19 protein-coding genes are annotated in these 20,346 nt (G+C 60.6%); 2 read left to right on the forward strand and 17 right to left on the reverse strand.

Going from position 1 to position 20,346, the window contains the following annotated elements; genetic code table 11:
* Positions 1 to 866, forward strand: an 866-nt coding sequence (locus OQK_RS08435) for a hypothetical protein (protein ID WP_038860758.1), incomplete at its 5' end; no start/stop codon positions are given.
* A 78-nt stretch (positions 867 to 944) separates the two neighbouring features.
* Here OQK_RS08435 and hldE read toward each other — a convergent pair.
* From hldE to OQK_RS08450, 3 genes are all read right to left on the reverse strand, one after another.
* Entirely contained in the window at positions 945 to 2,366 is a 1,422-nt protein-coding gene (gene hldE / locus OQK_RS08440; RefSeq protein WP_016771983.1) for a bifunctional D-glycero-beta-D-manno-heptose-7-phosphate kinase/D-glycero-beta-D-manno-heptose 1-phosphate adenylyltransferase HldE, read from the reverse strand.
* A 99-nt stretch (positions 2,367 to 2,465) separates the two neighbouring features.
* Entirely contained in the window at positions 2,466 to 4,271 is a 1,806-nt protein-coding gene (msbA, locus tag OQK_RS08445) for a lipid A export permease/ATP-binding protein MsbA (protein WP_016771984.1), read from the reverse strand.
* A gap of 15 nt (positions 4,272 to 4,286) precedes the next feature.
* The gene (locus tag OQK_RS08450) at positions 4,287 to 5,459 is read right to left on the reverse strand and encodes an O-antigen ligase family protein (protein WP_016771985.1); all 1,173 of its coding nucleotides are present in this window, start codon (positions 5,457 to 5,459) and stop codon (positions 4,287 to 4,289) included.
* Positions 5,460 to 5,570: 111 nt separating this feature from the next.
* On the opposite strand from OQK_RS08450, the gene OQK_RS08455 reads away from it, so the two are divergent.
* On the forward strand, positions 5,571 to 6,176 hold the full coding sequence (locus OQK_RS08455) for a lipopolysaccharide kinase InaA family protein (RefSeq protein WP_038860760.1): 606 nt from the start codon (positions 5,571 to 5,573) through the stop codon (positions 6,174 to 6,176).
* On the opposite strand, the gene OQK_RS08460 is transcribed toward OQK_RS08455, so the two are convergent.
* The 14 genes from OQK_RS08460 to OQK_RS08525 all read right to left on the reverse strand — a co-directional run.
* A complete protein-coding gene (locus tag OQK_RS08460; protein WP_024011333.1) occupies positions 6,171 to 7,265 on the reverse strand; it encodes a glycosyltransferase in 1,095 nt (364 codons plus the stop codon). The genes OQK_RS08455 and OQK_RS08460 overlap by 6 nt on opposite strands.
* Positions 7,266 to 7,319: 54 nt before the next feature.
* A complete protein-coding gene (locus OQK_RS08465) occupies positions 7,320 to 8,081 on the reverse strand; it encodes a hypothetical protein (protein ID WP_016771988.1) in 762 nt (253 codons plus the stop codon).
* A gap of 54 nt (positions 8,082 to 8,135) precedes the next feature.
* A complete protein-coding gene (locus OQK_RS08470) occupies positions 8,136 to 9,092 on the reverse strand; it encodes a glycosyltransferase (RefSeq protein WP_016771989.1) in 957 nt (318 codons plus the stop codon).
* 81 nt (positions 9,093 to 9,173) lie between these two features.
* On the reverse strand, positions 9,174 to 10,574 hold the full coding sequence (locus OQK_RS08475) for a PIG-L family deacetylase (protein WP_038861150.1): 1,401 nt from the start codon (positions 10,572 to 10,574) through the stop codon (positions 9,174 to 9,176).
* Between the two features lie 8 nt (positions 10,575 to 10,582).
* Positions 10,583 to 11,479, reverse strand: a complete 897-nt coding sequence (locus OQK_RS08480; RefSeq protein ID WP_016771991.1) for an antimicrobial resistance protein Mig-14 — start codon at positions 11,477 to 11,479, stop codon at positions 10,583 to 10,585.
* Positions 11,479 to 12,609: a glycosyltransferase gene (locus OQK_RS08485; protein ID WP_016771992.1), complete on the reverse strand. Its 1,131-nt coding sequence runs from the start codon at positions 12,607 to 12,609 to the stop codon at positions 11,479 to 11,481. Before OQK_RS08485 ends, OQK_RS08480 begins: the two co-directional genes overlap by 1 nt.
* The gene (locus OQK_RS08490) at positions 12,593 to 14,350 is read right to left on the reverse strand and encodes a carbamoyltransferase family protein (protein ID WP_016771993.1); all 1,758 of its coding nucleotides are present in this window, start codon (positions 14,348 to 14,350) and stop codon (positions 12,593 to 12,595) included. Before OQK_RS08490 ends, OQK_RS08485 begins: the two co-directional genes overlap by 17 nt.
* Positions 14,351 to 14,522: 172 nt before the next feature.
* A complete protein-coding gene (locus OQK_RS08495; RefSeq protein WP_443216328.1) occupies positions 14,523 to 14,852 on the reverse strand; it encodes a YceK/YidQ family lipoprotein in 330 nt (109 codons plus the stop codon).
* Positions 14,853 to 15,032: 180 nt separating this feature from the next.
* Positions 15,033 to 16,484: a lipopolysaccharide kinase InaA family protein gene (locus tag OQK_RS08500; protein WP_016771995.1), complete on the reverse strand. Its 1,452-nt coding sequence runs from the start codon at positions 16,482 to 16,484 to the stop codon at positions 15,033 to 15,035.
* Complete coding sequence (locus OQK_RS08505; RefSeq protein WP_016771996.1) at positions 16,484 to 17,236, reverse strand: lipopolysaccharide kinase InaA family protein; 753 nt, start codon at positions 17,234 to 17,236, stop codon at positions 16,484 to 16,486. The genes OQK_RS08500 and OQK_RS08505 overlap by 1 nt, the downstream gene beginning before the upstream one ends.
* Positions 17,233 to 17,967 (reverse strand): lipopolysaccharide kinase InaA family protein, encoded by a 735-nt coding sequence (locus OQK_RS08510; protein WP_016771997.1) that lies wholly within the window; start codon positions 17,965 to 17,967, stop codon positions 17,233 to 17,235. The genes OQK_RS08505 and OQK_RS08510 overlap by 4 nt, the downstream gene beginning before the upstream one ends.
* The gene (gene rfaP / locus OQK_RS08515; protein ID WP_016771998.1) at positions 17,967 to 18,773 is read right to left on the reverse strand and encodes a lipopolysaccharide core heptose(I) kinase RfaP; all 807 of its coding nucleotides are present in this window, start codon (positions 18,771 to 18,773) and stop codon (positions 17,967 to 17,969) included. Before rfaP ends, OQK_RS08510 begins: the two co-directional genes overlap by 1 nt.
* Positions 18,773 to 19,894: a glycosyltransferase family 4 protein gene (locus tag OQK_RS08520; RefSeq protein ID WP_016771999.1), complete on the reverse strand. Its 1,122-nt coding sequence runs from the start codon at positions 19,892 to 19,894 to the stop codon at positions 18,773 to 18,775. The genes rfaP and OQK_RS08520 overlap by 1 nt, the downstream gene beginning before the upstream one ends.
* Positions 19,894 to 20,346: glycosyltransferase family 9 protein (locus tag OQK_RS08525; RefSeq protein ID WP_016772000.1), on the reverse strand; the 453-nt coding region annotated here is incomplete at its 5' end. The genes OQK_RS08525 and OQK_RS08520, both read right to left, overlap by 1 nt.

Here is a 20,346-nt window from a genome sequence, read left to right on the forward strand (position 1 = left end):
CGCTGAACTTCGCCCAGACCCTGCAACGGCGTAAACCGGTCAGCGTCGCCGACAGCGAGCGCTTCGCCCTGGAACTGGCCAACCTCGGCGTGTCCGTGCGCCTGACCCTGCATTGGCAGAACCGCGATTACTGGGTGCTGGTGCGCCAGCGTCGGCAGGATCGCGGCGACGTGGTACTGAAGCTGATTTCCGGCTACGTGCCGGCCCACGAATTGAATATTCCGCTGCACACAGCAATTCAGGAAATTGCCGAAGAGTGCCTGCTGGAAACCCCGGAAGGCTGGCTCGGTGGGCGTTTCAATGACACCTGGTTGCCGGCGCCCTACTCCGCTGCGCTGCATTACCGCGAAGCGCTGCCGTTTCGCCTGACACCGCTGTCCGGTTCAGCACGGCCGGTGCGCTGCGCCAACCTGCAATTGCTGGAGCGGCCACGGGCCTACGTGCATTTGCCGACGGCGTCATTGCAATTGATCTATGACCTGCGCCTGGACGTACCCAAGGAAGCCAAATCCCTGAGCCTGTTTCATGTCGACGAGCGCCTGGAAGGCGATCAACTGGTGGCGCGGCTCGATCGCAAACGGCCTGACCTGTATTTGATGCCATTGCACGACGGTCAGCCGCTGCCCGAGTTGTACACCCTGAAAAAGGATCAACTGTATCCGGCGAGTACCCGCGGTCTGTATCTGGCTGAAAGCTTTGCCCGCCAGGATGGCTGGCTGGTGCGCGATGAGCGGATTCGCTGGAAGGACTGGTTGCGCCAACAGGGCCTGACGCCAGCGGAGAAGGCCACTGGACTGGCACGCCTGCGCGGCAAGGCCAGGCAGCTGCTGAAGAAAATCGTACCGCGCAAGAAAGTGAATTCCTGAAAAGCAAAAAGATCGCAGCCTGCGCCAGCGCCTGAACAGAATTGTGCAGGCGCTGGCGCAGGCTGCGATCTCTTGAGCTTATTGGCCGCGGATCTTTTCCACGATTGCTGTGGTCGAGCTGTTCTCCACCAGCCCCAGCACTTTCACCGTGCCGCCGTAGGCGGTGACGATATCGGCGCCGACTACCTGATCGATGCCGTAATCGCCACCCTTGACCAACACATCCGGCTTGACCTCGCGCAGCAGGTTTTCCGGCGTGCCTTCAGAAAAGCTGATCACCCAGTCCACCGCGCCGAGACCGGCGAGTACCGCCATGCGTCGGTCAACGCTGTTGATCGGCCGGCCCGGGCCTTTCAGGCGGCTGACCGAGGCGTCATCGTTGACCGCGACGATCAGACGATCGCCTTGAGCGCGGGCCTGCTCCAGATAGGTCACGTGGCCGGCATGGAGGATGTCGAAGCAGCCATTGGTGAAAACAATCCGCTCGTTGTGCGCACGGGCATCGTCAACCGCCAGCAGTAGTTGCTCAAGACCCAGCACACCTCGCTCCGAACCTTCTTCGCGTTGAATGGCGCGGCGCAGCTCCGGGGCGCTGATCGCTGCTGTACCGAGCTTGCCGACGACGATACCTGCTGCCAGATTGGCCAGCGCCACGGCGTGCGGCAGTTCTTCGCCAGCGGCAATGGCTGCCGCCAATGTCGAAATCACCGTATCGCCGGCACCGGTCACGTCGAACACTTCGCGGGCGCGGGCCGGCAGGTGCAACGCCGGATGATCCGGGCGCAACAAGGTCATGCCGTGTTCGCCGCGGGTCACCAGCAGTGCGCCGAGGTCGAGGTCCTGCATCAGGACGGCACCCTTGCTCACCAGTTCGTGCTCATCGGCGCAACCACCGACGATGGTTTCGAACTCGCTGAGGTTCGGCGTGATCAGGCTGGCACCGCGGTAGATCGAAAAATCCTTGCCCTTGGGATCGGCCAGCACCGGAATGCCTTTGGCACGGGCGGCCTGGATCAGCGTCTGATGATTCTTCAGCGCACCTTTGCCGTAATCCGACAGCACCAGCACCTTGATGCCTTCCAGCAGTTCGTCGACCTGCGCGGCCAGTGCCAGCGCATCGGTGGCGAACACCTCTTCGAAATCGATACGCAGCAGTTGCTGATGCCGGCTCATGACCCGCAGCTTGACGATGGTCGGCTGGTGCGCGATGCGCTGGAACAAGGCGCGCACGCCGGCGCCCTTGAGACTGTTGCTCAGGCTGTCGGCGGCTTCGTCATCGCCGGTCACGCCCACCAGCGATGCCGGCGCGCCCAGCGCGGCAATGTTGAGCGCCACGTTGGCGGCACCGCCCGGGCGATCTTCGATCTGCTCGACCTTGACCACCGGCACCGGTGCCTCAGGGGAAATCCGTGAGGTTCCGCCATGCCAGTAACGGTCGAGCATGACATCGCCGACCACCAAGACAGGGGCTTGATCGAATCGCGGCATCGACAATTTCATGGAGCAACCCACATACAAAATGAACAGGGGCGCGATATTAACAGGATCGCGCGCACCGGGAATACACGAGGGTGAGGCTGGCTCACCCTGGTCCGCAGATCAGGCAATGTCTTCGGCCGGAGCATCCAGCCCCATCGCATGCAGCCGCGCGTAATAGCCATTGTGAGCAAGCAATTGGGCATGAGTGCCGCGTTCGACGATCTCGCCCTGATCCATGACGAGGATCAAATCGGCCTTCTCGATGGTCGACAAACGGTGGGCAATGACCAGCGTGGTGCGACCTTTCATGACATGGTCGAGTGCCGCCTGAATGTGCCGCTCGGACTCGGTATCAAGGGCCGAAGTCGCTTCGTCAAGGATCAGCAGTGGGGCGTTTTTCAACAGCGCCCGGGCAATCGCCAGACGCTGACGCTGGCCACCAGACAACAACACACCGTTCTCGCCGACCTGGGTATCCAGGCCTTGAGGCATCTGCGCGATGAAGTCCATGGCAAATGCATCCCTGGCGGCTTTCTCGATATCTTCGCGAGGCGCGCCTGCAAGATCGCCGTAAGCGATGTTGTTGGCGATGGTGTCGTTGAACAGCGTCACGTGCTGGGTCACTTGCGCTACATGGCGGCGCAGATTGCGCAGGCGATAATCTTCGATCTCGACATCATCGAGCAGAATTTCGCCGGTCTCGTGGTGATAGAAGCGCGGAATGAGACTGGCCAGCGTCGATTTGCCGCTGCCGGAACGCCCGACCAGTGCGATCATCTGACCTGGTGACGCGGTGAAGCTGATGTTTTTCAGCACTTCCCGTTCGGTGCCCGGGTAAGTGAAGCTGAGGTTGTTCACCGCCAGGTGGCCACTGACCCGATCACGCTCGATCGTGCCGGTATCGATTTCCGGTTCAACGTCGAGTTGCTCGAAAATGCTTTCAGCACCGGCCACGCCTTTCTGAATGGTCGAGCTGACTTCGGACAATTGCCGGATCGGCTTCGGCAGCAAACCTGCTGCCGTGATGTACGCGACCAGATCACCGGCCGTTGCATCACCGCGCAGGAACAACACCAGGAACATCAGCACGGCCATGGCGGTGTAGATCACCAGCTGCAGCATCGGCGTATACACGGCGCCAGTCTTGGTCATGCGCAACTGTTTGTCGGTGTTGCTCTGACTGGCCGCCGCAAAACGCTGCTGCTCATAAGCCTCGCCACCAAAACTGCGCACGACGCGATAGCCTTGAATGGTTTCGGAGGCGACATGGGTGACATCGCCCATTGCCACTTGAATCTTCTTGCTCTGCTTGCGGAATTTCTTGCTGGTGTTGCCGACCATGAACGCGATCACAGGCAGGATCGCCAGCATCACCAAGGTCAGCTTCCAGTTCATCCAGAGCAGATAGGCGAACAGGAAAACCACGGTCAGGCCTTCGCGGATCACCACTTTGATGGCATCGGTGGCGGCGCCGGTGACCATGGTCACGTTGAAGGTGATGCGCGAGATCAGATGACCCGAGTTGTGGGTATCGAAATAGCGGTTGGGCAGTACCAACAGTTTGTTGAACAATTCGATACGCAGGTCATGCACCAGCCCCAACGAAACCCTCGCCAGGTAATAGTTGCCGAGAAACGAGCCAAGGCCCTGCCACGCTGCGATCAAAATGATCAGCAACGGCACAGCCATCAACAGCTGCACGTCTCGCAGATAAGGCACATTGGGGAAGAGCACCGCTTCGGGATTGCTCAGGCCATCGACAAAATACTTGAGAATCCCGGCCAGCATCGGTTGCGTGGAAGCAAAGATCACGAAGCCCACGATACTCAGCAGGAAAAGACCGATATAGGGTTTTACGTACCCCAACAGCCGAAAGTAGATTTTCAGGCTGGATTCCTGTTCCGCTTTGGGCGGTGCGTCAGTCATCGTAGAGCTCACTGGTTAAGAAGAACGCGAAATTTTATCACAAGCGCCGCCATTGGCCCGCGCCCATACCAAAACGCTGGCAAGCCCCAACGGCAGCCAGCTGATGAACCACTCGGCGCGCGGGGTGCCGGTCAGGCTGGCAGCGTCGAACTGCATCGCCAGTGTCGAGAACAGCCAGATACCGATAACACCGCGGGCATACACCGTTTCCCGAACTTTCCACGCCTGGAAAATCACGCCGAACCAGACGGCAGACCATAACAGCAGTCCCGGCAGACCCAGCACGATCGCGACATGGGTGAACAGGTTGTGGGCGTGATCGAAGGTCATTCCAGACCAGAGCACCCGATAGTCCCCACCCAGACCCAGCCCGCCCCAGGGGTGCTTGGCGATCATATCCAGAGAAGCCATCAGAATCTGCGGACGATACGAGACCCCGCGCGCCAGCACCAACGGCTCGAACAGCCACAGCGCCGCAATCGCCACCACCAGTGCCACGGCTGCGACGATTCGGCTGTGTCGGTCACGGCACCAGATCGGCATGGCCAGGATGGTCAGAAACAGCGCCAACGCCGCACCGCGGCTCTGACTCATCAGGACAAAAACAACCAGCACCGTCAACGCCAGCGCCCAGATCCCTTGCCGCATCAAATCACGCGGCGCCCACAGGGCCAGCCACACGGCCGCGAGGCCGATGACATAGCCGCCGAGGATCGGATGCGCCAGTTCACCCAGACCTTCCACCCGCGCAGACCAGGCGTTGCCGTCAATGACGTAGAACCTGACAATCGCCACCAGCGCCGTCACCGCCAATCCCAGACCGCCCCACTGCATCAGGCGAATCAACCGCTCGGGGCGTCCGCTGGCAAACACCGGAAAAAACAGCAGGAACACCACGATGTACAACAGACGCTTGGCCTCGCGACCCGTTTCCGGTGCGTTTGTCCATGCCAGACTGATCAGCGACCAGACCAGCAATCCGAGCAACGGCAGGTAGATCCAGCGTTGCTCGTAAAGCACTTCCCTGACGCGATGCCGCGCAGGCCAGCCCAGCAATAGCGCCGGCAACCAGACGAGAGCGACCAGCCCCTGTTGGTAAACCTTGTTGGTGGGCGCTAAGGCAATGGCCAGTAAAAACCACAAGAGCCCCGTCGCCATCCATAGTTGCGCCCAGCGTGTTTCCTGCATCAATCTGCTCCTGACAAGGGTTCGCCCATGCGACGCGGCATGGTTAAAATCGAAACTTTTCGGCATCATTGCCCGCTACTACACCCCGCACTTTCGACAAGGCTTCCTACGATGCGATGCTCCCGGCTCTCCCAAGCCGCTCTAGACCAAATGATCGACGCTGCCAAAGTGCTGGAAGCGGACAGCTACGGGCCGAAAGTCTACCTGCTGCAAGATGGAAAAATTCTCAAACTGTTCCGTCGCAAGCGGTTTTTTTCATCCGCTCTGCTGCGCCCCTATTCGAAGCGGTTCATCGACAATGCCGTCGAGCTGCAAAAACTCGGCGTACCGACCTTGCAGATCCTGCAGTTCTTTCGCCTTGAAAAACCAGGCATGACCGCCGTGCTGTATGAGCCTCTGCCAGGGCAGACGCTGCGTCAGATCGCCAGCAAACAAGGATTCGAGTGGAAGCAGGCGTTGCCGGACCTCGCCGCCCTGATACGCAGCCTGCATCGCTCGGGCATCTATTTCCGCTCCCTGCATCTTGGCAACATCGTGGTCACGCCAGACAACCGCATGGGCCTGATCGATGTCGCCGACATGCGCTTCACCCGCGGACCGTTGCCAAAGCGCTTGATCAAACGCAACCTGCAACACTTCGCACGCTATATTGCGCGCGAAAAGCTGAACGACAGCTTTCCGATGCAGGCACTTGAGCGCGCGGTCTTGTCGTCATGAAAACAATGCGCGGGCAGCCTGGCTGAAGCTCGACCAGGCCTCGTCCGGTGCAAGCATCCGGTACTGCTCGGCATTGATCGCTTGAGATGAGGCATTGAAGGCGCGGTCGATGGCCTCGGCCCAGGCTTTCGTGTCATTGACCGGCGCATACCAGCCGGCGCTGCCCAGCTGTTCGCTGAACACCTCCAGATCGCTGCACAGCACCGGTACGCCGGCCATCACCGCTTCCTGCATGACCAGACCCAGGCCCTCTTCCAGCGAAGGGATGGCCACCCAGTCGAACGCACGATAAAGCTGCGCTGCTTCGTTCAGATGGCCGGTCAGCAAGACCTTCTCCTGTAAGCCAAGCGCGTCGATGCGCTGCTCCAGCGCCGCGCGTTTGGAGCCTTCGCCAACAATGACCAGGCGCAAGTCCGGGCGGGTGTCGAGTGCTGCGGCAAAGGCATCCAGCAGATAGCCGAAACCCTTCTCGGAGACCAGCCGCCCTACCGCGCCCAATACTGGCGTATCGCCTTGCGGCAAACCCAGCCGTGTCCGGGCTTGCTCGCGGGTGAACAGGTCAGCGCGAAACGCCTCAGGATCGAACGCACTTCGCAGCGCGGTGACAGGCATCTGCAGATCGCGGGCCAGTGAATCGGCAAGGGTGCTGGAAACGGCAACCAATGTCAGCCGGGACGCAGGAATTGCCTGAAAGAGCGCCTGGTCGCCGGCATTCAAACGCGCCGAACCGTGGAAGATCACTACCGCGCGGATATGCGGCAGTTTCTTGAGGACCGGTAACAACGTGCGTGCGACACCCATGCCGTCCAGCAGCAGCAATCGAGCGTCACTGTCCACGAGCGCCTGGCGAAACCTCGCCCGCATCACGGGTTTGGCCAAACGCCAGAAATGCCGTCCCTTCAGGCGGGCTGACGATAACCGCCACTCCCGGACCTCACCGACATCCACGCCGCACTCGGCTCCCTGCCCCTGGAGGAGCCAGGTTTTGACCACCGCCGACGGCGCAGCCTGAGAGAGTATCTGCTGATGCACTTTATGGATTGATGCGAACGGAGCGCCACCGGCCCACATGATATTGAGAATATTCATAGGGCAGAAAGCCGTTGCACGGATTTGCGGGGACAAGCTGCGCGGTACTCGAACTCAGTTGATGAACCAGCCAATGCAGACTCCCAGCAACAGAAACAAGGCAAATTTGATCTGTTCGCGGCGATTGCGGCGCGCTTTGCGTTCGCGCTCGACATCCGTTTGCACATGCAGACCGAAACCGGTGTGCATGACCGCGTCTGCCTCGAGTATCAAGGCCTCCCTGTTCAGTTGCGAGTAGCGCTGTGACAAGGCCTTCTCGCCACCATGGCCGGCGAAAGGCGCGCACAACCGATAATCCTCGAGTCGGCGCAACCCAGGGTTCAGCGAGAACCCCTGCCACTCCGGCTTGTCGGAAATCAGCGGATAACACGCAACGCCATCGACAATCTCGCGCGCGCCCAAATGGATGTAAGGACTGTGAACCCGCAGATCGTGATTATAGCTGCGCAACCAGATCTGCAGAATTTCCGGCCGGGCCTGCAGAACGGTCATCGAGTCTTCCACGAACCCTGGACGGTAGAACTCCCAGTCGTCTTCGCAATGAAAGATATAGGGTGTGCTGACCTGCCCGTAGGCCAGGTCGATCGATGCCAACTGGCCCAACTTCGGACGATTGACGAAGATCGTGCAATGCTCTTTCCAGTGAGCAGGCAGAATCCCGGCAACGCCTTCGTCGCCGGCATCTTCGGTGATGAACACTTCACGAATGGGTGCCGTGTTGTACCGGTCGAAGCTATCGAGAGTGGCCTTGAGCAGATCGAGTCGACCGCAGCTGGTAACCACCAATGTAATCTGGCTTTCTTTGGAAAATTGCACCGAAATCTCGTTAATCAGAAGTCGCCAGCAATATCACTGGCTATATGACACTTGTCAAATGCCCACTTTCAGGCGGATTTTTTCCAGCAGACTCAGCGGCGCCCGCTCACACAGCGGTGGCTCAAGCTCTTCAACGATGCGCTGACCGATCCGCGCGAAGCTGAACTGCTCCACCGCCAGTTCGCGACCGTTGTCAGCGATGCGTTGCGCCAGTTGCGGATCCTCGCGCAGCCTTGCCAGTTTTTCCTGCAACTGCGCGATCGTCTGATAGAACACCACGTTGTGCATGTCCTGCAAACCCAGCGCCGCAGCTTCGGCGGCGCCTTGATCATAGGCCAGCAGGACGCAGCCGCAAGCCATGGCTTCGAAGTTCTTGATCATGAACTCGCCCATGCCCACGTCCGCGCTGACAAAAAAGCGGATACGGTTGAGCGTTTCCAGGTATTCAGCCCCGGACTTGGTCCGCGTCACCAGCAGCGGCTCGACCTGGCCCAATTCATCCAGCAGTGCCTTGCGACCGCTGTAGGCCACACTGTTGGTACTGCCGACGAAGGCAAGTTCGATATCCCGCTCGCGCCTCTGGTCCTGCAATTGCGTCTGATCGTAGCCCTTGGGCACGAACACGGCGTCGAAGCCCTCCGAGCGCAGGCGCTCGGTCACCACGAAACCGGAACTGATCACGCGTGCCCACGGCAAACGCCGATAGTGCGCACTGAACTTGCCGGTGTACTTGCAGGGGATGTAATTCTGATAGGCGTCGTGCTCCAGAATCACCAGATTGGGGATGGTGCGAATAAATCCGACCTGACGGATCTCCTGCTTGAAGCGCAAGAAAAACACGATGCGGTCATAGCGGGAAACGTCTACTTCGCGGCGAAAGTATCGACGCAGATTGCGCTGCTCGTCACCGCTCAACCAGCGCAGATCGCACTCACAATGGGCGGCGACACCCTCGTACAACCGATCGAGAATGGCCCGTTGATCTTTCTGCACCAGAAATAGAACTTTCATTGTCTTCCTTGCCGCAACAGCAACCCGAGCAAACCTGAACATGCCCGCCCGCAAGAAAGTCTTGCGCGGGCGCCTGTGTCGTTACAAACGCCAGAACAGTTCATGTCGCCGAACCGCCTTGCGGAAAAATTCGTTTTCGCCATAAGGCGAACCGGAGCGCCCAGCCAGCAATCGCTGCAGGCTGCGACGCAAGCGACGCTTGAACGGCGCAGGCGGCTGCAAGTCATGCATCATGCCCAGGGCCATGGCTTTGTCACGCTGCTGCTCTGCGGACAACGCCAGGCATACAGGCTGCACCGGCACGCCAGCATCAAAGGCTGGCGGCAGAGCCACGCCATCACCACTATTACCCATCGGCCACCGGTCGTTATCGTGCAGGTGGTTGGCATAACCGAGCAGTGTCGGCTGCCAGTCCAGACCTTTCAACACTTCAAGCACAGCCTGCTGCGCGCAGATGTGGTCAGCATGCGGGTCGAGCGCCGGATGCGGCAGCACGATGACGTCCGGACGAGCGCGCAGCATCGTTTCGCGCAGATCGGCCAGCAGATTGTTCCAGGTCGGCGCGCCATCGGCGTCCCCCGGGAGCACAAATGGATTGAATTGACGGAACAGGCGGGTATCGCTCAAGTCCGCTTCGCGCGAGCCCACCGGTTGATTCGGGTTGTCACGCATCGCGGCCAGTTGCAGGCAGAAATACCCGAACTGCACGCAGCGTTCCTGGGGGACACCGGCCCATTGCGGCACGGTGAGGCTGTCCCAGGCGCGCAAACGTCCCTTCAGCCGCGCGGCTTCGACCTTGCTCATGCCCATCTGCTGATAGTGTTCGGACTCGATTTCACCAGCAGTCAGGGTAACGATCCAGGCTTCATCGGCCTGACTGTACAAGCCGAACGCCGCCAGCTCCGCATCGTCGGCGTGAGGGGCAATGACCATGACCCGCTGGCGACGATAATCAGCGTGTTCCAGCGCCCACAGTACCGGCTCGCCCGACACTCGACAGAAACGGCCACGCAGACGCAACACTCCTTCGGACAACGCTTGCGCCTGACCGCTGAGGTTCAGATAGCGCAGGCCGCCGACACCGCGTTCAAAAGTCTGCACGTCAGGATTGGCGCCGCCCGACAACGCGATACAAGGATCGAGAAAGCGCCCCAGCCAGGTGCTTTTGACCCGCACCGCCAGGATCAGCGTAGCGTCATCGGCCAGCATCACACCTTCATCCAGACGCAACTGCTCGCCGTGCAGATGAACCTTCGGCTGCGACGTATAGGGCGGGAAGCTGTATTGGTAATCGTCGCCGGGCGCGTAGAACAGATGATCGGCAAACCACGCTTCATGGGCGATCCAGCCGCCAATCAGCAACACCGGCGCCAGCCACCAGACGACCAGCACGCTCAGCGCGATGATGGCGGCCAGCGCGACCAACATAGCCACGCGCTTGTTGCGTCGATGGCGCTTGAGCAATTGCTGTTTGCGGCTCATGGTCTGGCTCATACGGTGAACACCGGCACAGGGTTGCACCAGCGGTCCTTGTATTCACGATCAGCGCGACCGAATGAAAAACGCAACGGCTTGCCGAGTGCCCGTGCGTCTTCCCAGGCGCTTTGCGTATTGAGAAAGCTCAGCACGCTGCCGGGGCTGAACTCGCGGGTTTCGGGATCCACGCCGCCATTCACGTATTCGACACTGATCCATTCTGCCGCCTCAACGCGGTAGACCAATTGAATCGCAATCGGCGCATCGTTGAGGAAAATGACCGAGCCGATCAACAGCTCGCGCAGCAACTCGATGACCTCGGCCATGCGCGCCGCGCCGGTCGCCGGAAAGCCCCAGCGGCGTTGAAACAGATCGCAGTACATCGCGGCCAGCTCAACGCTGGAAAACTCGCTGACCGCTCGCACCACACCGCCCGCTTCTTCCAGCAGACGCAGCTCTCGACGCTGGTTATAGCGAAACTTTTTCGACAACTCTTCCGGCGTGCGGGCCATGGCCAGTTGCTCAGCCTGCAACTTCAGGCCACTGAAACGGCTTTCGTTGAGTGCCGACAGATAGCGCGCCCGATGCCGCAGCGGTGCCTGAGCATCGACGGCGGCCGGCAGGATCAGCTCGGCATTGCCGAGGTCGAACAGGCCTTTCTTGCCGTTGCGTTTGAGTACGTCCTTGGACAGAGCCATGTCGCGCCCCCAGGTAGCGATGGCGGCTTTGACCTCGCCTTGCTGCTGCCAGGCCAGATAACGCACCGGGATCCCGGCCAGGTTCGCCAGGCGCTCGATGACCAGCGGATGCGTCGCCACGCTGCCGCCATAACGTTGCCAGGCAGTGGCGTAGGTCGAGGCGTCAACGGGCGACCAGCCACGTTCGCGCCAGCCTTGAAATCGGTTGAGCATCAGCCCCTCGTTGCCAGATCGGTAACTGGCGGCAGGCGCCAGAAGGTCTCGCGCACCGCACGGTCGGAGAAATGCTCATGCAGTCGCTCGAGCATCATCTGCGCACATTGACGACGCTGCTGCGCATCCATCGCGGCCAGGTGTTGCAGCCCCTGAGCCAGATGCTCGGCATCGCCCAATGGAAACAGAATGCCCACACCCTCCACCACTTCCTTCGCCCCGCCGCACGCGGTGGCCAGCAACGGTAAGCCGGCGGCCATGGCCTCCAGCAAGACCATGCCGAACGGTTCATGATCGGAGCTCAAGGCGAACACATCGAAGGCGCGGAAATAATTGCGCGCATCAGGCACCTGACCGAGAAACAGCACTCGGTCGGCAATGCCCAGCTCACGGGCCAGACCCTTGAGATCCTGCTCCAGGCGACCACTGCCGAGAATGGCCAGCTGACTATTGTCCGGCAGGCCCGGCAGCGCTTGGGCAAACCCGCGCAGCAACGTGGCCTGATCCTTGTCCGGGTGCAGGCGGCCGACGTTGCCGACGATCCAGGCATCCGGCGACAGCCCGAGGATCTGCCGCGCTTCTTCGGAAGGTACCTGACGGGCTTGCAGTGCAGGCACATCGATGCGGTTGTACAACGTCTGGATTCGGCTTGCCGGCCACTTCGGCAGGCAACGCCGCATGTCGTCACGCACTGCATCCGACACGCCGAGAAGGCTCAGGCGCTGGCGGAAAATATGTGCGAAGAGCTTACGCGTGCCACGCTGGTAATCGCCGAATGCGTGGTGCACACCAATCACTGGCAGCGAGGTGCCGAGCAAGGCGATATAGATCGGCTTGAAGCGATGGGCGATGCAAAGACTGAAATTGCGTGAGGCGACGATCTTGCGCAGATCGCCGATAGCCCCCAGTTTCAGGCCCCGAATGGCCTTGGAACTGTACTCCATGAACAACACTTCATCGGAAGCGCACGCTGCGGCCACCTCGCTATCGGCGGCCCCGGTCAGAAACACCGTGGTCACCCGATAGCCGGTGCCGGCGAACAGGCTGGCGTACTGCCGTGCGCAGTCCAGGAACGGCCCGTCATAGCCGTGACAGAACTGCAGCACATGGCGTTCAGCCGAGCGAGTCATAAGCGTTCGCGCCCTCTTTGACCACCAGAATGTCTTCCATGATCAGGTACTGCAGATCCGAGCCGAAAAACATGTTCAGCGCGTCGGTCGGCGAGCAGATCATCGGCTCGCCACGACGGTTGAGCGAAGTGTTCAGCGACACGCCGTTACCGGTGAGGTTTTCCAGCGCCTTCATCATGTCGTAGTAGCGCGGGTTGTATTCACGCTTGAGCACCTGAGCCCGGGAAGTACCGTCTTCATGGACAACTTCCGGCACGCGGGTTTTCCATTCTTCGGCGACTTCGAAGGTGAAGGTCATGAACGGCGCCGGGTGATCGATCTTGATCATCTGCGGCGCGACGGTGTCGAGCATCGACGGGCAGAAAGGCCTCCAGCGCTCGCGGAACTTGATCTGATGGTTGATGCGGTCGGCGACACCGGCCACGCTCGGGCAACCGATGATCGAACGGCCACCCAGCGCCCGCGGGCCGAATTCCATGCGGCCCTGGAACCAGGCTACCGGGTTGCCATCGACCATGATCTGGGCGATCTGCTCCGGCATGTTGTCGAGCTTGCGCCAGGTCGGCTTGTTCTCGTGACGGGCGCAGGCGGCGATAACGTCTTCGTTGCTGTAGGACGGGCCGAGGTAGACGTGCTCCATCTTCTCGACCGGTACGCCACGGGCGTGCGACACGTAAGCGGCAGCGCCGACCGCGGTGCCGGCGTCGCCGGACGCAGGCTGTACGAACAGCTCTTTGATGTCGTCGCGGGCGATGATTTTCTGGTTCAGCTTGACGTTCAACGCACAGCCACCGGCGAAAGCCAGTTTGCCGGTTTCCTTGAGCACGTCGCCCAGATAGTGGTCGATCATCTGCAGCGCCAGCTTCTCGAACAGCGCTTGCATGCTCGCGGCGTAGTGGATGTAAGGCTCATCAGCGATGTCGCCTTCGCGCTTCGGACCCAGCCACTCGATCAGCTTCGGCGAGAAGTAGAAACCCTTGCCCTTCTCTTTATAGCGACGCAGGCCGATGACGTTGGCGTAGTCGGTGTTGATCACCAGTTCGCCATTCTCGAACGAGGCCAGACGCGAGAAATCGTACTTGCTGGCATCGCCGTACGGCGCCATGCCCATGACCTTGAACTCGCCGTCGAGCATCTCGAAACCGAGGAATTCAGTGATCGCACCGTACAGACCACCGAGGGAATCCGGGTCGAAGAATTCCTTGATCTTGTGGATCTTGCCGTTTTCGCCGTAACCGAAGAAGGTCGTGGCGTATTCACCCTTGCCGTCGATGCCGAGAATCGCGGTTTTCTCTTCGAAACCCGAGCAGTGATAGGCGCTGGAGGCGTGAGCCAAGTGATGCTCGACCGGTTCGATCTTGATTTTCTTCGGATCAAAGCCCAGTTGCTCGAGGCACCAGACGATCTTGTTGCGATAGCGCTTGTAGCGGCGGTTGCCCATCAGGATCGCATCGAGAGCGCGATCCGGGGCGTACCAGTAGCGCTTGGCGTAGTGCCAGCGGGCCTTGCCGAACAGGCTGATCGGGGCGAAAGGAATCGCCACCACGTCAACGTCCGAAGGTTTGATACCGGCCTGCTCGAGGCAGAATTTCGCCGATTCGTAGGGCATGCGGTTCTTTGCATGTTTATCGCGTACGAAGCGCTCTTCCTCAGCCGCCGCGACCAGCTTGCCGTCGATGTACAACGCTGCGGAAGGATCATGGCTAAGGGCGCCGGACAGGCCAAGAATCGTCAATGCCACAGGGGTCTAGCCTCTTTAGTCTGCATGCAGGCGCGATGCGCCTTGAAAATTGATGTGCCCTCGCACAGGGCGAGCGGCAGCTAAAGGGCGGGATTATAGCGTAAACATGACGGGAATTACCTTGTGCGAATTGCCACCTGCACGATTGGTCCGAATCAACAGGTTCAACGACTCAATAGCCGTCTCTGCGCCAGTAAATACTCAGATTTGAATCGGTAATCTGCCGATATACCGTGTAAGGCAGCGAAACCGTATCGAACACGGCGGACAGCGGAAGATCGAACAAAACAAACGGCGCCAGCATACCCGTAGGATCGGGCGGCGCATTCAAAGTGCAAAAATCGAAGGCCAGGCCACTGTAGATGCGCGGAATCGATTGGCAGTAGGTCTTCTTTTTGCGCAGGTCACGGGCAGCATCGGCGTCGCCCTGTAAAACGGTCGAGACACTGCCACAGCCTGAGACCACCGCAGATATTACGCCCAGCATCAGAATTTTTTTCATGCTCAAGATTCGCCCTCCGAGATCGTCAGGCAAATTAGCATCGAGCCCGAGCAGGGCACAGTTCATGGCTTCTGGAGAAGTTGTAGGACAGATCGCTGTATTTTGTCCGCTACTGCCCACAGACTCCGTTTCGCAGTGGACCGGGTCCTTTGCAAGAACCAGTCTGCTCGTGAGAAGGAATCACCCCGCGCTGGAGACTCCTTTCGGCAGCCGCTCATCAATGACCCGATACAACGCGCTACTTTCAGGCCAGTTACGCATGAACCGCGCGCGATCGCGGGCGTAGGCCGGGGCGAAACTGCCAACCGAGGCGTGCTGACACATCGAGTCGAGGTCGATCAGCGCCCAGCGATCCGTCTGCCAGAACAGGTTGTGGCCTTTGAAGTCGCCATGACTGATGCGCTCGGCGATCAATCGGGCAAACAGTTGATCAAGCGCCAGCAACTCGGCTTCCGGCGCCTGGCCGCTCTCAACGTAGGGTGCAAAGCGCTCGATGATGTCTGGTCCCGGCAGGAATTCGGTCACCAGATAGGCACTGCGACGCAGCCAAAGGAAACGCTTTTCCAGTACCGCCAGCGGTTTCGGCGTGGCGATGCCAAGGAACGCCAGGCGATTGCCCTCACGCCACGAATGCCAGGCACGGCTCGGGCGCCAGAAGCGCTTGAGCCAATGGGCAAAGCCCTTGATGTTGTAGCGTTTGATAACCAGCGTGCGGCCGTGCGCCTCTACTCTGCCAACGCTGGCCGCGCCGCCGGTCTTGTACAAATGCCCCTGATCAAGCAAAGCGTCGGCTTGCTCGAGCACTGGCAGCATCGCGGCTTCTTCTTCGCGGCGAATGGCGCGCAGGCCAAATGCGCCGCGCTGCACGGCGAACAACGTGCAGTCGCGGCCAACCTTGATCAGGTAATCCCTGAGTCGCCAGTTGCGCACCTTGTCGATCTGTTTTTGCAACGCCTCCAGCGGCAACGCATGTTCGCTGTTGCTCAACAGGTAATAGACCAGCAACTCTTCGGTGAACGGCTCGAGTGACTTCGGTAGCTGGGCGAAAAACACCCCGAGGTTTTCCAGCACTCTTTGTCGGGACAGTGGCTGCCCCGCCGCTTCCGCACGAACGCCGGCGCCATCGATCAGGTACAACTGACCGCCGTGACGCAGCAGATTGTCCAAGTGCAGATCTTCCTGCCAGAGTCCTTTGCCATGCATCCGACCGATCGCATCCAGCGCTTCGGCCAAAACGGCGGTTTGCTCATCGGCCAGCGCCGGCAGAGACTCGACCTTGGCCCAGGCATCACCGAGGCTCTCGGAACCCTTGAGAAATTCGAACAGCAGCCAGCCACCCTCGCCGTCCTTCAGCCCATCGGCCAATAACAGCGGCGTCGTCATGCCCTGCGCAGCGAGCAAGCGCACGCCTTGCAGCTCACGCTGAAAATGCCGCGCAGCTTTGCTGCCGACCAATAACTTGGCCAGCACCGGCCGACCGCGCCAGACACCTGCGCCAACGTAACGCTGCCCGGGCAACACCCGCAGCAAGCTCAGCAACTGTAAATCCGCCGCACCGGCGGCGTCCGCCAGGGTAACGGTCAATGGCAGTGTGGGTGCGCGCCCGGAGCGGGCCAGCTCGGACAATTGCATCAGCGGGTCTCCTTGTGGCTGCGCCGCGCTGTCAGTCGGGTCAGCCAGCTGTCGAGCAACGAGCTGTCAGTCGGCTGGTCGAGATAAGCCGCAAGCAATTGGCGCAAGTCGGCCTCGCTCCACTGCGGCGCTCGGCGTTGCAACGGCTCCAGATCCTTGACCCGATCACGCATGCCGAACAGCAACGGCCGGGTTTTCTCCAGATCGATCAGTTGCGCCTCATAGCCGTCGCCGGTGGCGCGCAGAAAAATATGTTTGGGATAGAAACAGCCATGCACCTGACGCGCGCCGTGCAGCCGCCGCGCCAACAGCCCGCAAGCGGTGAGAACGGCCGAATGCTGCGCGGCACTGAGCTGCGTCCAGCGCGCCAGCAACGAATCCAGGTCGCTCCAGCCATCCAGGGCGCGGGTGAGCAGAATGGCGCGCACTTCCCCGGCGACCTTGCGCTCACCGAAAAATACCGCCTGCAATGCCGGTATGCCCAACTTGCGATAACGGCTGATGTTGCGAAATTCGCGGGCAAAGCTCGGTTCGCCAAACGGCGCCTGCAAGGTCCGCGTCAGGTAATTGCTCTGTCGCTTGAGGTAATAGCCCTGGCCTTCAAGATCCAGGCGGAACACGCTGCTCCAGCCGCCACCGGCAGTGTTGGGCTCATCCACAGCTTCAAGCTGTTTTGCCCACAGTGCGTCGAAATTGCCGAGACCGTGGCGCTCCAGCAGTGCGCGGTCCTGTTCGGCAAGAAAATCAGTCATTCGCGCCCCTCAAAAAATCTCACCACGTGGCGAATCCGTTTCTTGTCGGCGACATCGAGCCGATCACACTGGCGATACTGCTTGTAGAAGCGCAGGCGCTGGGTGTTGGACAGGTGATATTTGGCCAGTTTGTCGAGACAGGCGAGGTCCTTGGTGATCCGGTACTTGAGCCAGAAGCCGCGCCAAAATTCGCCGTTGGGGCAGTCGATGAGGAAGATGCGCGCCTGATCGTCGATCAGCAGGTTGCGCCATTTCAAATCGTTATGCGTAAACCGATGGTCGTGCATGGTCCGGGTGTAACCGGCCAATTGCTGGCTGACACCGTCGACCCAGGCGCGATCCTTGAGCCGGGGATCCTTGCGCTCGGCCAGCGCCGAGAGGTCTTCGGTATTGGGCAGCTCACGGGTGATCATCGCGCCCCGATTGTAGGCCGCGCCGCGCCGCTCCAGGCCCCAGGCCACCACCTCGGCCGTGGGGATGCCCCACTTGGCGAAGCGCTTGAGGTTCTGCCATTCCATTTTTACTCGCGGCTTGCCGAGGTAACGGCGCAGGCCCTTACCGGCGCCGACGTAGCGTTTGACGTAGTAATTGACCCCTTCGCGCTGCACCCGAACGACTTCCGACAGCGGATCGCGGGTCAGGCGTTCGCCCTGCAAGGCAAACACAGCTTCGAGGCTGCCGAAATCTTCGGCGAGGTCGCTGTACTGCGGCTCCAGTGTCCAGCCCGCCATCAGAGCGCATCCCCGTAACGCTGTTTGCGCGCGTAGAGCTTGTCGGCCTTGCCTTGCAGCCAGCTCAGCAGTGGCGCCTCTTCTGCCAGAATCTGCCGCAGCGGTTGCTGGAAGTAGCCCTTGAGGAAACGCAGTTTGTCGCGGCGGGTCAGGCCGATGTCCAGCGCGGAGAAGTACAGCGCCGCCAGATCCTTGTTGCGCCAGCGCTGAGTGATCTTTGCGCGGGTCTGGGCTCGGTGCAGATCGATCACCGACAGTTTGAAATCCTGCGGCGTGACCGGTTTGTCGGTGTGCAACAGGAAATGGCAGATGTAGCAGTCGCGGTGATTGACCCCGGCGCGGTGCATCATCCCGGTCATCCGCGCGACTTCGGCAATCAATGCGCGCTTGAGTGTTGGCTCCGGCGGCTGCTTGACCCAGTCAATGCTGAAGTCTTCGAGGCTGATGGTCGGCGCCAGCTCTTCGGTGACGATGAACGAATGCTGATCCGCCGGGTTGCGGCCCTTCTCGCCGTAGGCGACGGCGGTCATGGTCGGCACGCCGACTTCCTGAAGGCGCTGGATGGCCTTCCACTCTTGCCCGGCGCCGAGCACCGGCAGCTTGGCGGTCAGCAGATTCTTGAAGATTTCGCCCCAACCGATGCCACGGTGGATCTTGACGAAAAAACCATGGCCGTCGACTTCCGTGCGCAATGTCCGGCGCGCTTCCAGCTCGCGGTATACCTCGCCCTGCAAGCCTTCGACTGCGGCGAACGGGTCGCGTCCGGCCCAAAGGCTTTTGAACGGTTCAGCCAGCATCAACTTCATTAAGCGTGCTCCGCCAGAATCACATCCGCCGCGTGCTGCGGCATGCTGTAGAGGTCGGCCGTCTCGGCGAAGGCCAGACCGTTACGGCTCCAGGCCGCCCGTGCAGCGTCGTTGCTCAACATCTCGGTCAGGTATTGCGTCAGCTGCGCCTGCTCGAACGGCTCGTCGAGCACGCGCCCGGCATCGGCCTCGGCAATGTAATGGGCGTAACCGCAGACCGCGCTGACCAACACCGGCAAACCGGCCACCAGCGCTTCAAGCAGCACGGTGCCAGTGTTTTCGTTGTAGGCCGGGTGAATCAACAGGTCGGCGCCGAGCAGGAAACGCGGGATATCGCTGCGCCCTTTGAGGAAGGTCACATTGTCACCCAGGCCCAGCGTCGCACTCTGCATCTGGAACAATTTGGGGTCATCCTGGCCGATTACAAACAGCCGAGTGCGTTTTCTCAACTCGGCCGGCAGCGCGGCCAGCGCCTTGAGGCTGCGATCGACACCCTTGGTCTTGAAGCCGGAGCCGATCTGCACCAGCAACAGGTCGTCGTCCTTGAGATCGAATTCAGCGCGGAAACCGGCGCGAATCTCATCGGCATTCGCCGGCCGCCGACGATCCTGGGCAATGCCCGGCGGCAGCAGGTGGAAGCGTTCGAGCGGCGTGTCGTAATACTTGATGAACAGCGGCTGCTGCACTTCGGAAATCATCAACACTTCGGTCTTCGCGTCCTTGGCGAACACGGCGCGTTCATACTCGGCGAAGTGGCGATAACGGCCCCAACGGCGGTACAGCGAGTTGCGCAGGTTCTGCGCCTTGTCTTCGAAGCAGCCGTCGGCGGCGTAGTAGACGTCAAGGCCCGGCATCTTGTTGAAGCCGATCAAGCGATCGACCGGACGCTTGGCCAGATCCGCTGCCATCCACGCGCTGAGCTTTTCGTTGCGACGGTGGTTGAAGAACGCCTTGACCGGCGCCACCAGCACTTCGAAACCCGGCGGTACGTCACCTTCCCAGATCAGCGTGTAGACGCGAATCTGATGGCCGCGCTTCTGGCATTCGAGGGCGATGCGCATGAAATCGCGCTGCAAGCCACCGAAGGGGAAATATTTGTACAGGACAAATGCCAATTGCATCAGCGCAACTCCTCAGCCATTAACAACGTGCTCAGTCGGCTGGCGACACGCTCGGGGTTCACACGCGTGAAGCACAAAGGCTGCTCGCGTTTCAGGTCAAACTGACGGGCATCCTGCTCGGTCGGTTGATAGGTACATTTTTTCTGCATGCAGGGCGCGCACGGGAAGTCGCTGGCCAGATGAATCTGCAGCTTGCCGTAGGCGCCGGTGAGGCCCGGATTGGTCGGGCCGAACAACGAAATCGTCGGTACATCCAGCGCAGCGGCCAGATGGCCGAGCCCGGTGTCCACCGCCACGCAGGCTTGCGCGCCGGCGAGGACTTTGCCGACGCCGGCCAGATTGAGCTTCGGCAGCACTTCGGCGTGTTTGAAGCCGGCAGCGATGCGTTCGGCGCGGGCCTTTTCCTGCGGGTTGCCCCACGGCAGCTTCACGCCAACGCCGAGGTAGCCGAC

It is taken from the genome of Pseudomonas sp. R62, from assembly GCF_000257605.1.
In the GTDB taxonomy this organism is placed as follows: Bacteria; Pseudomonadota; Gammaproteobacteria; order Pseudomonadales; family Pseudomonadaceae; genus Aquipseudomonas; species Aquipseudomonas atacamensis.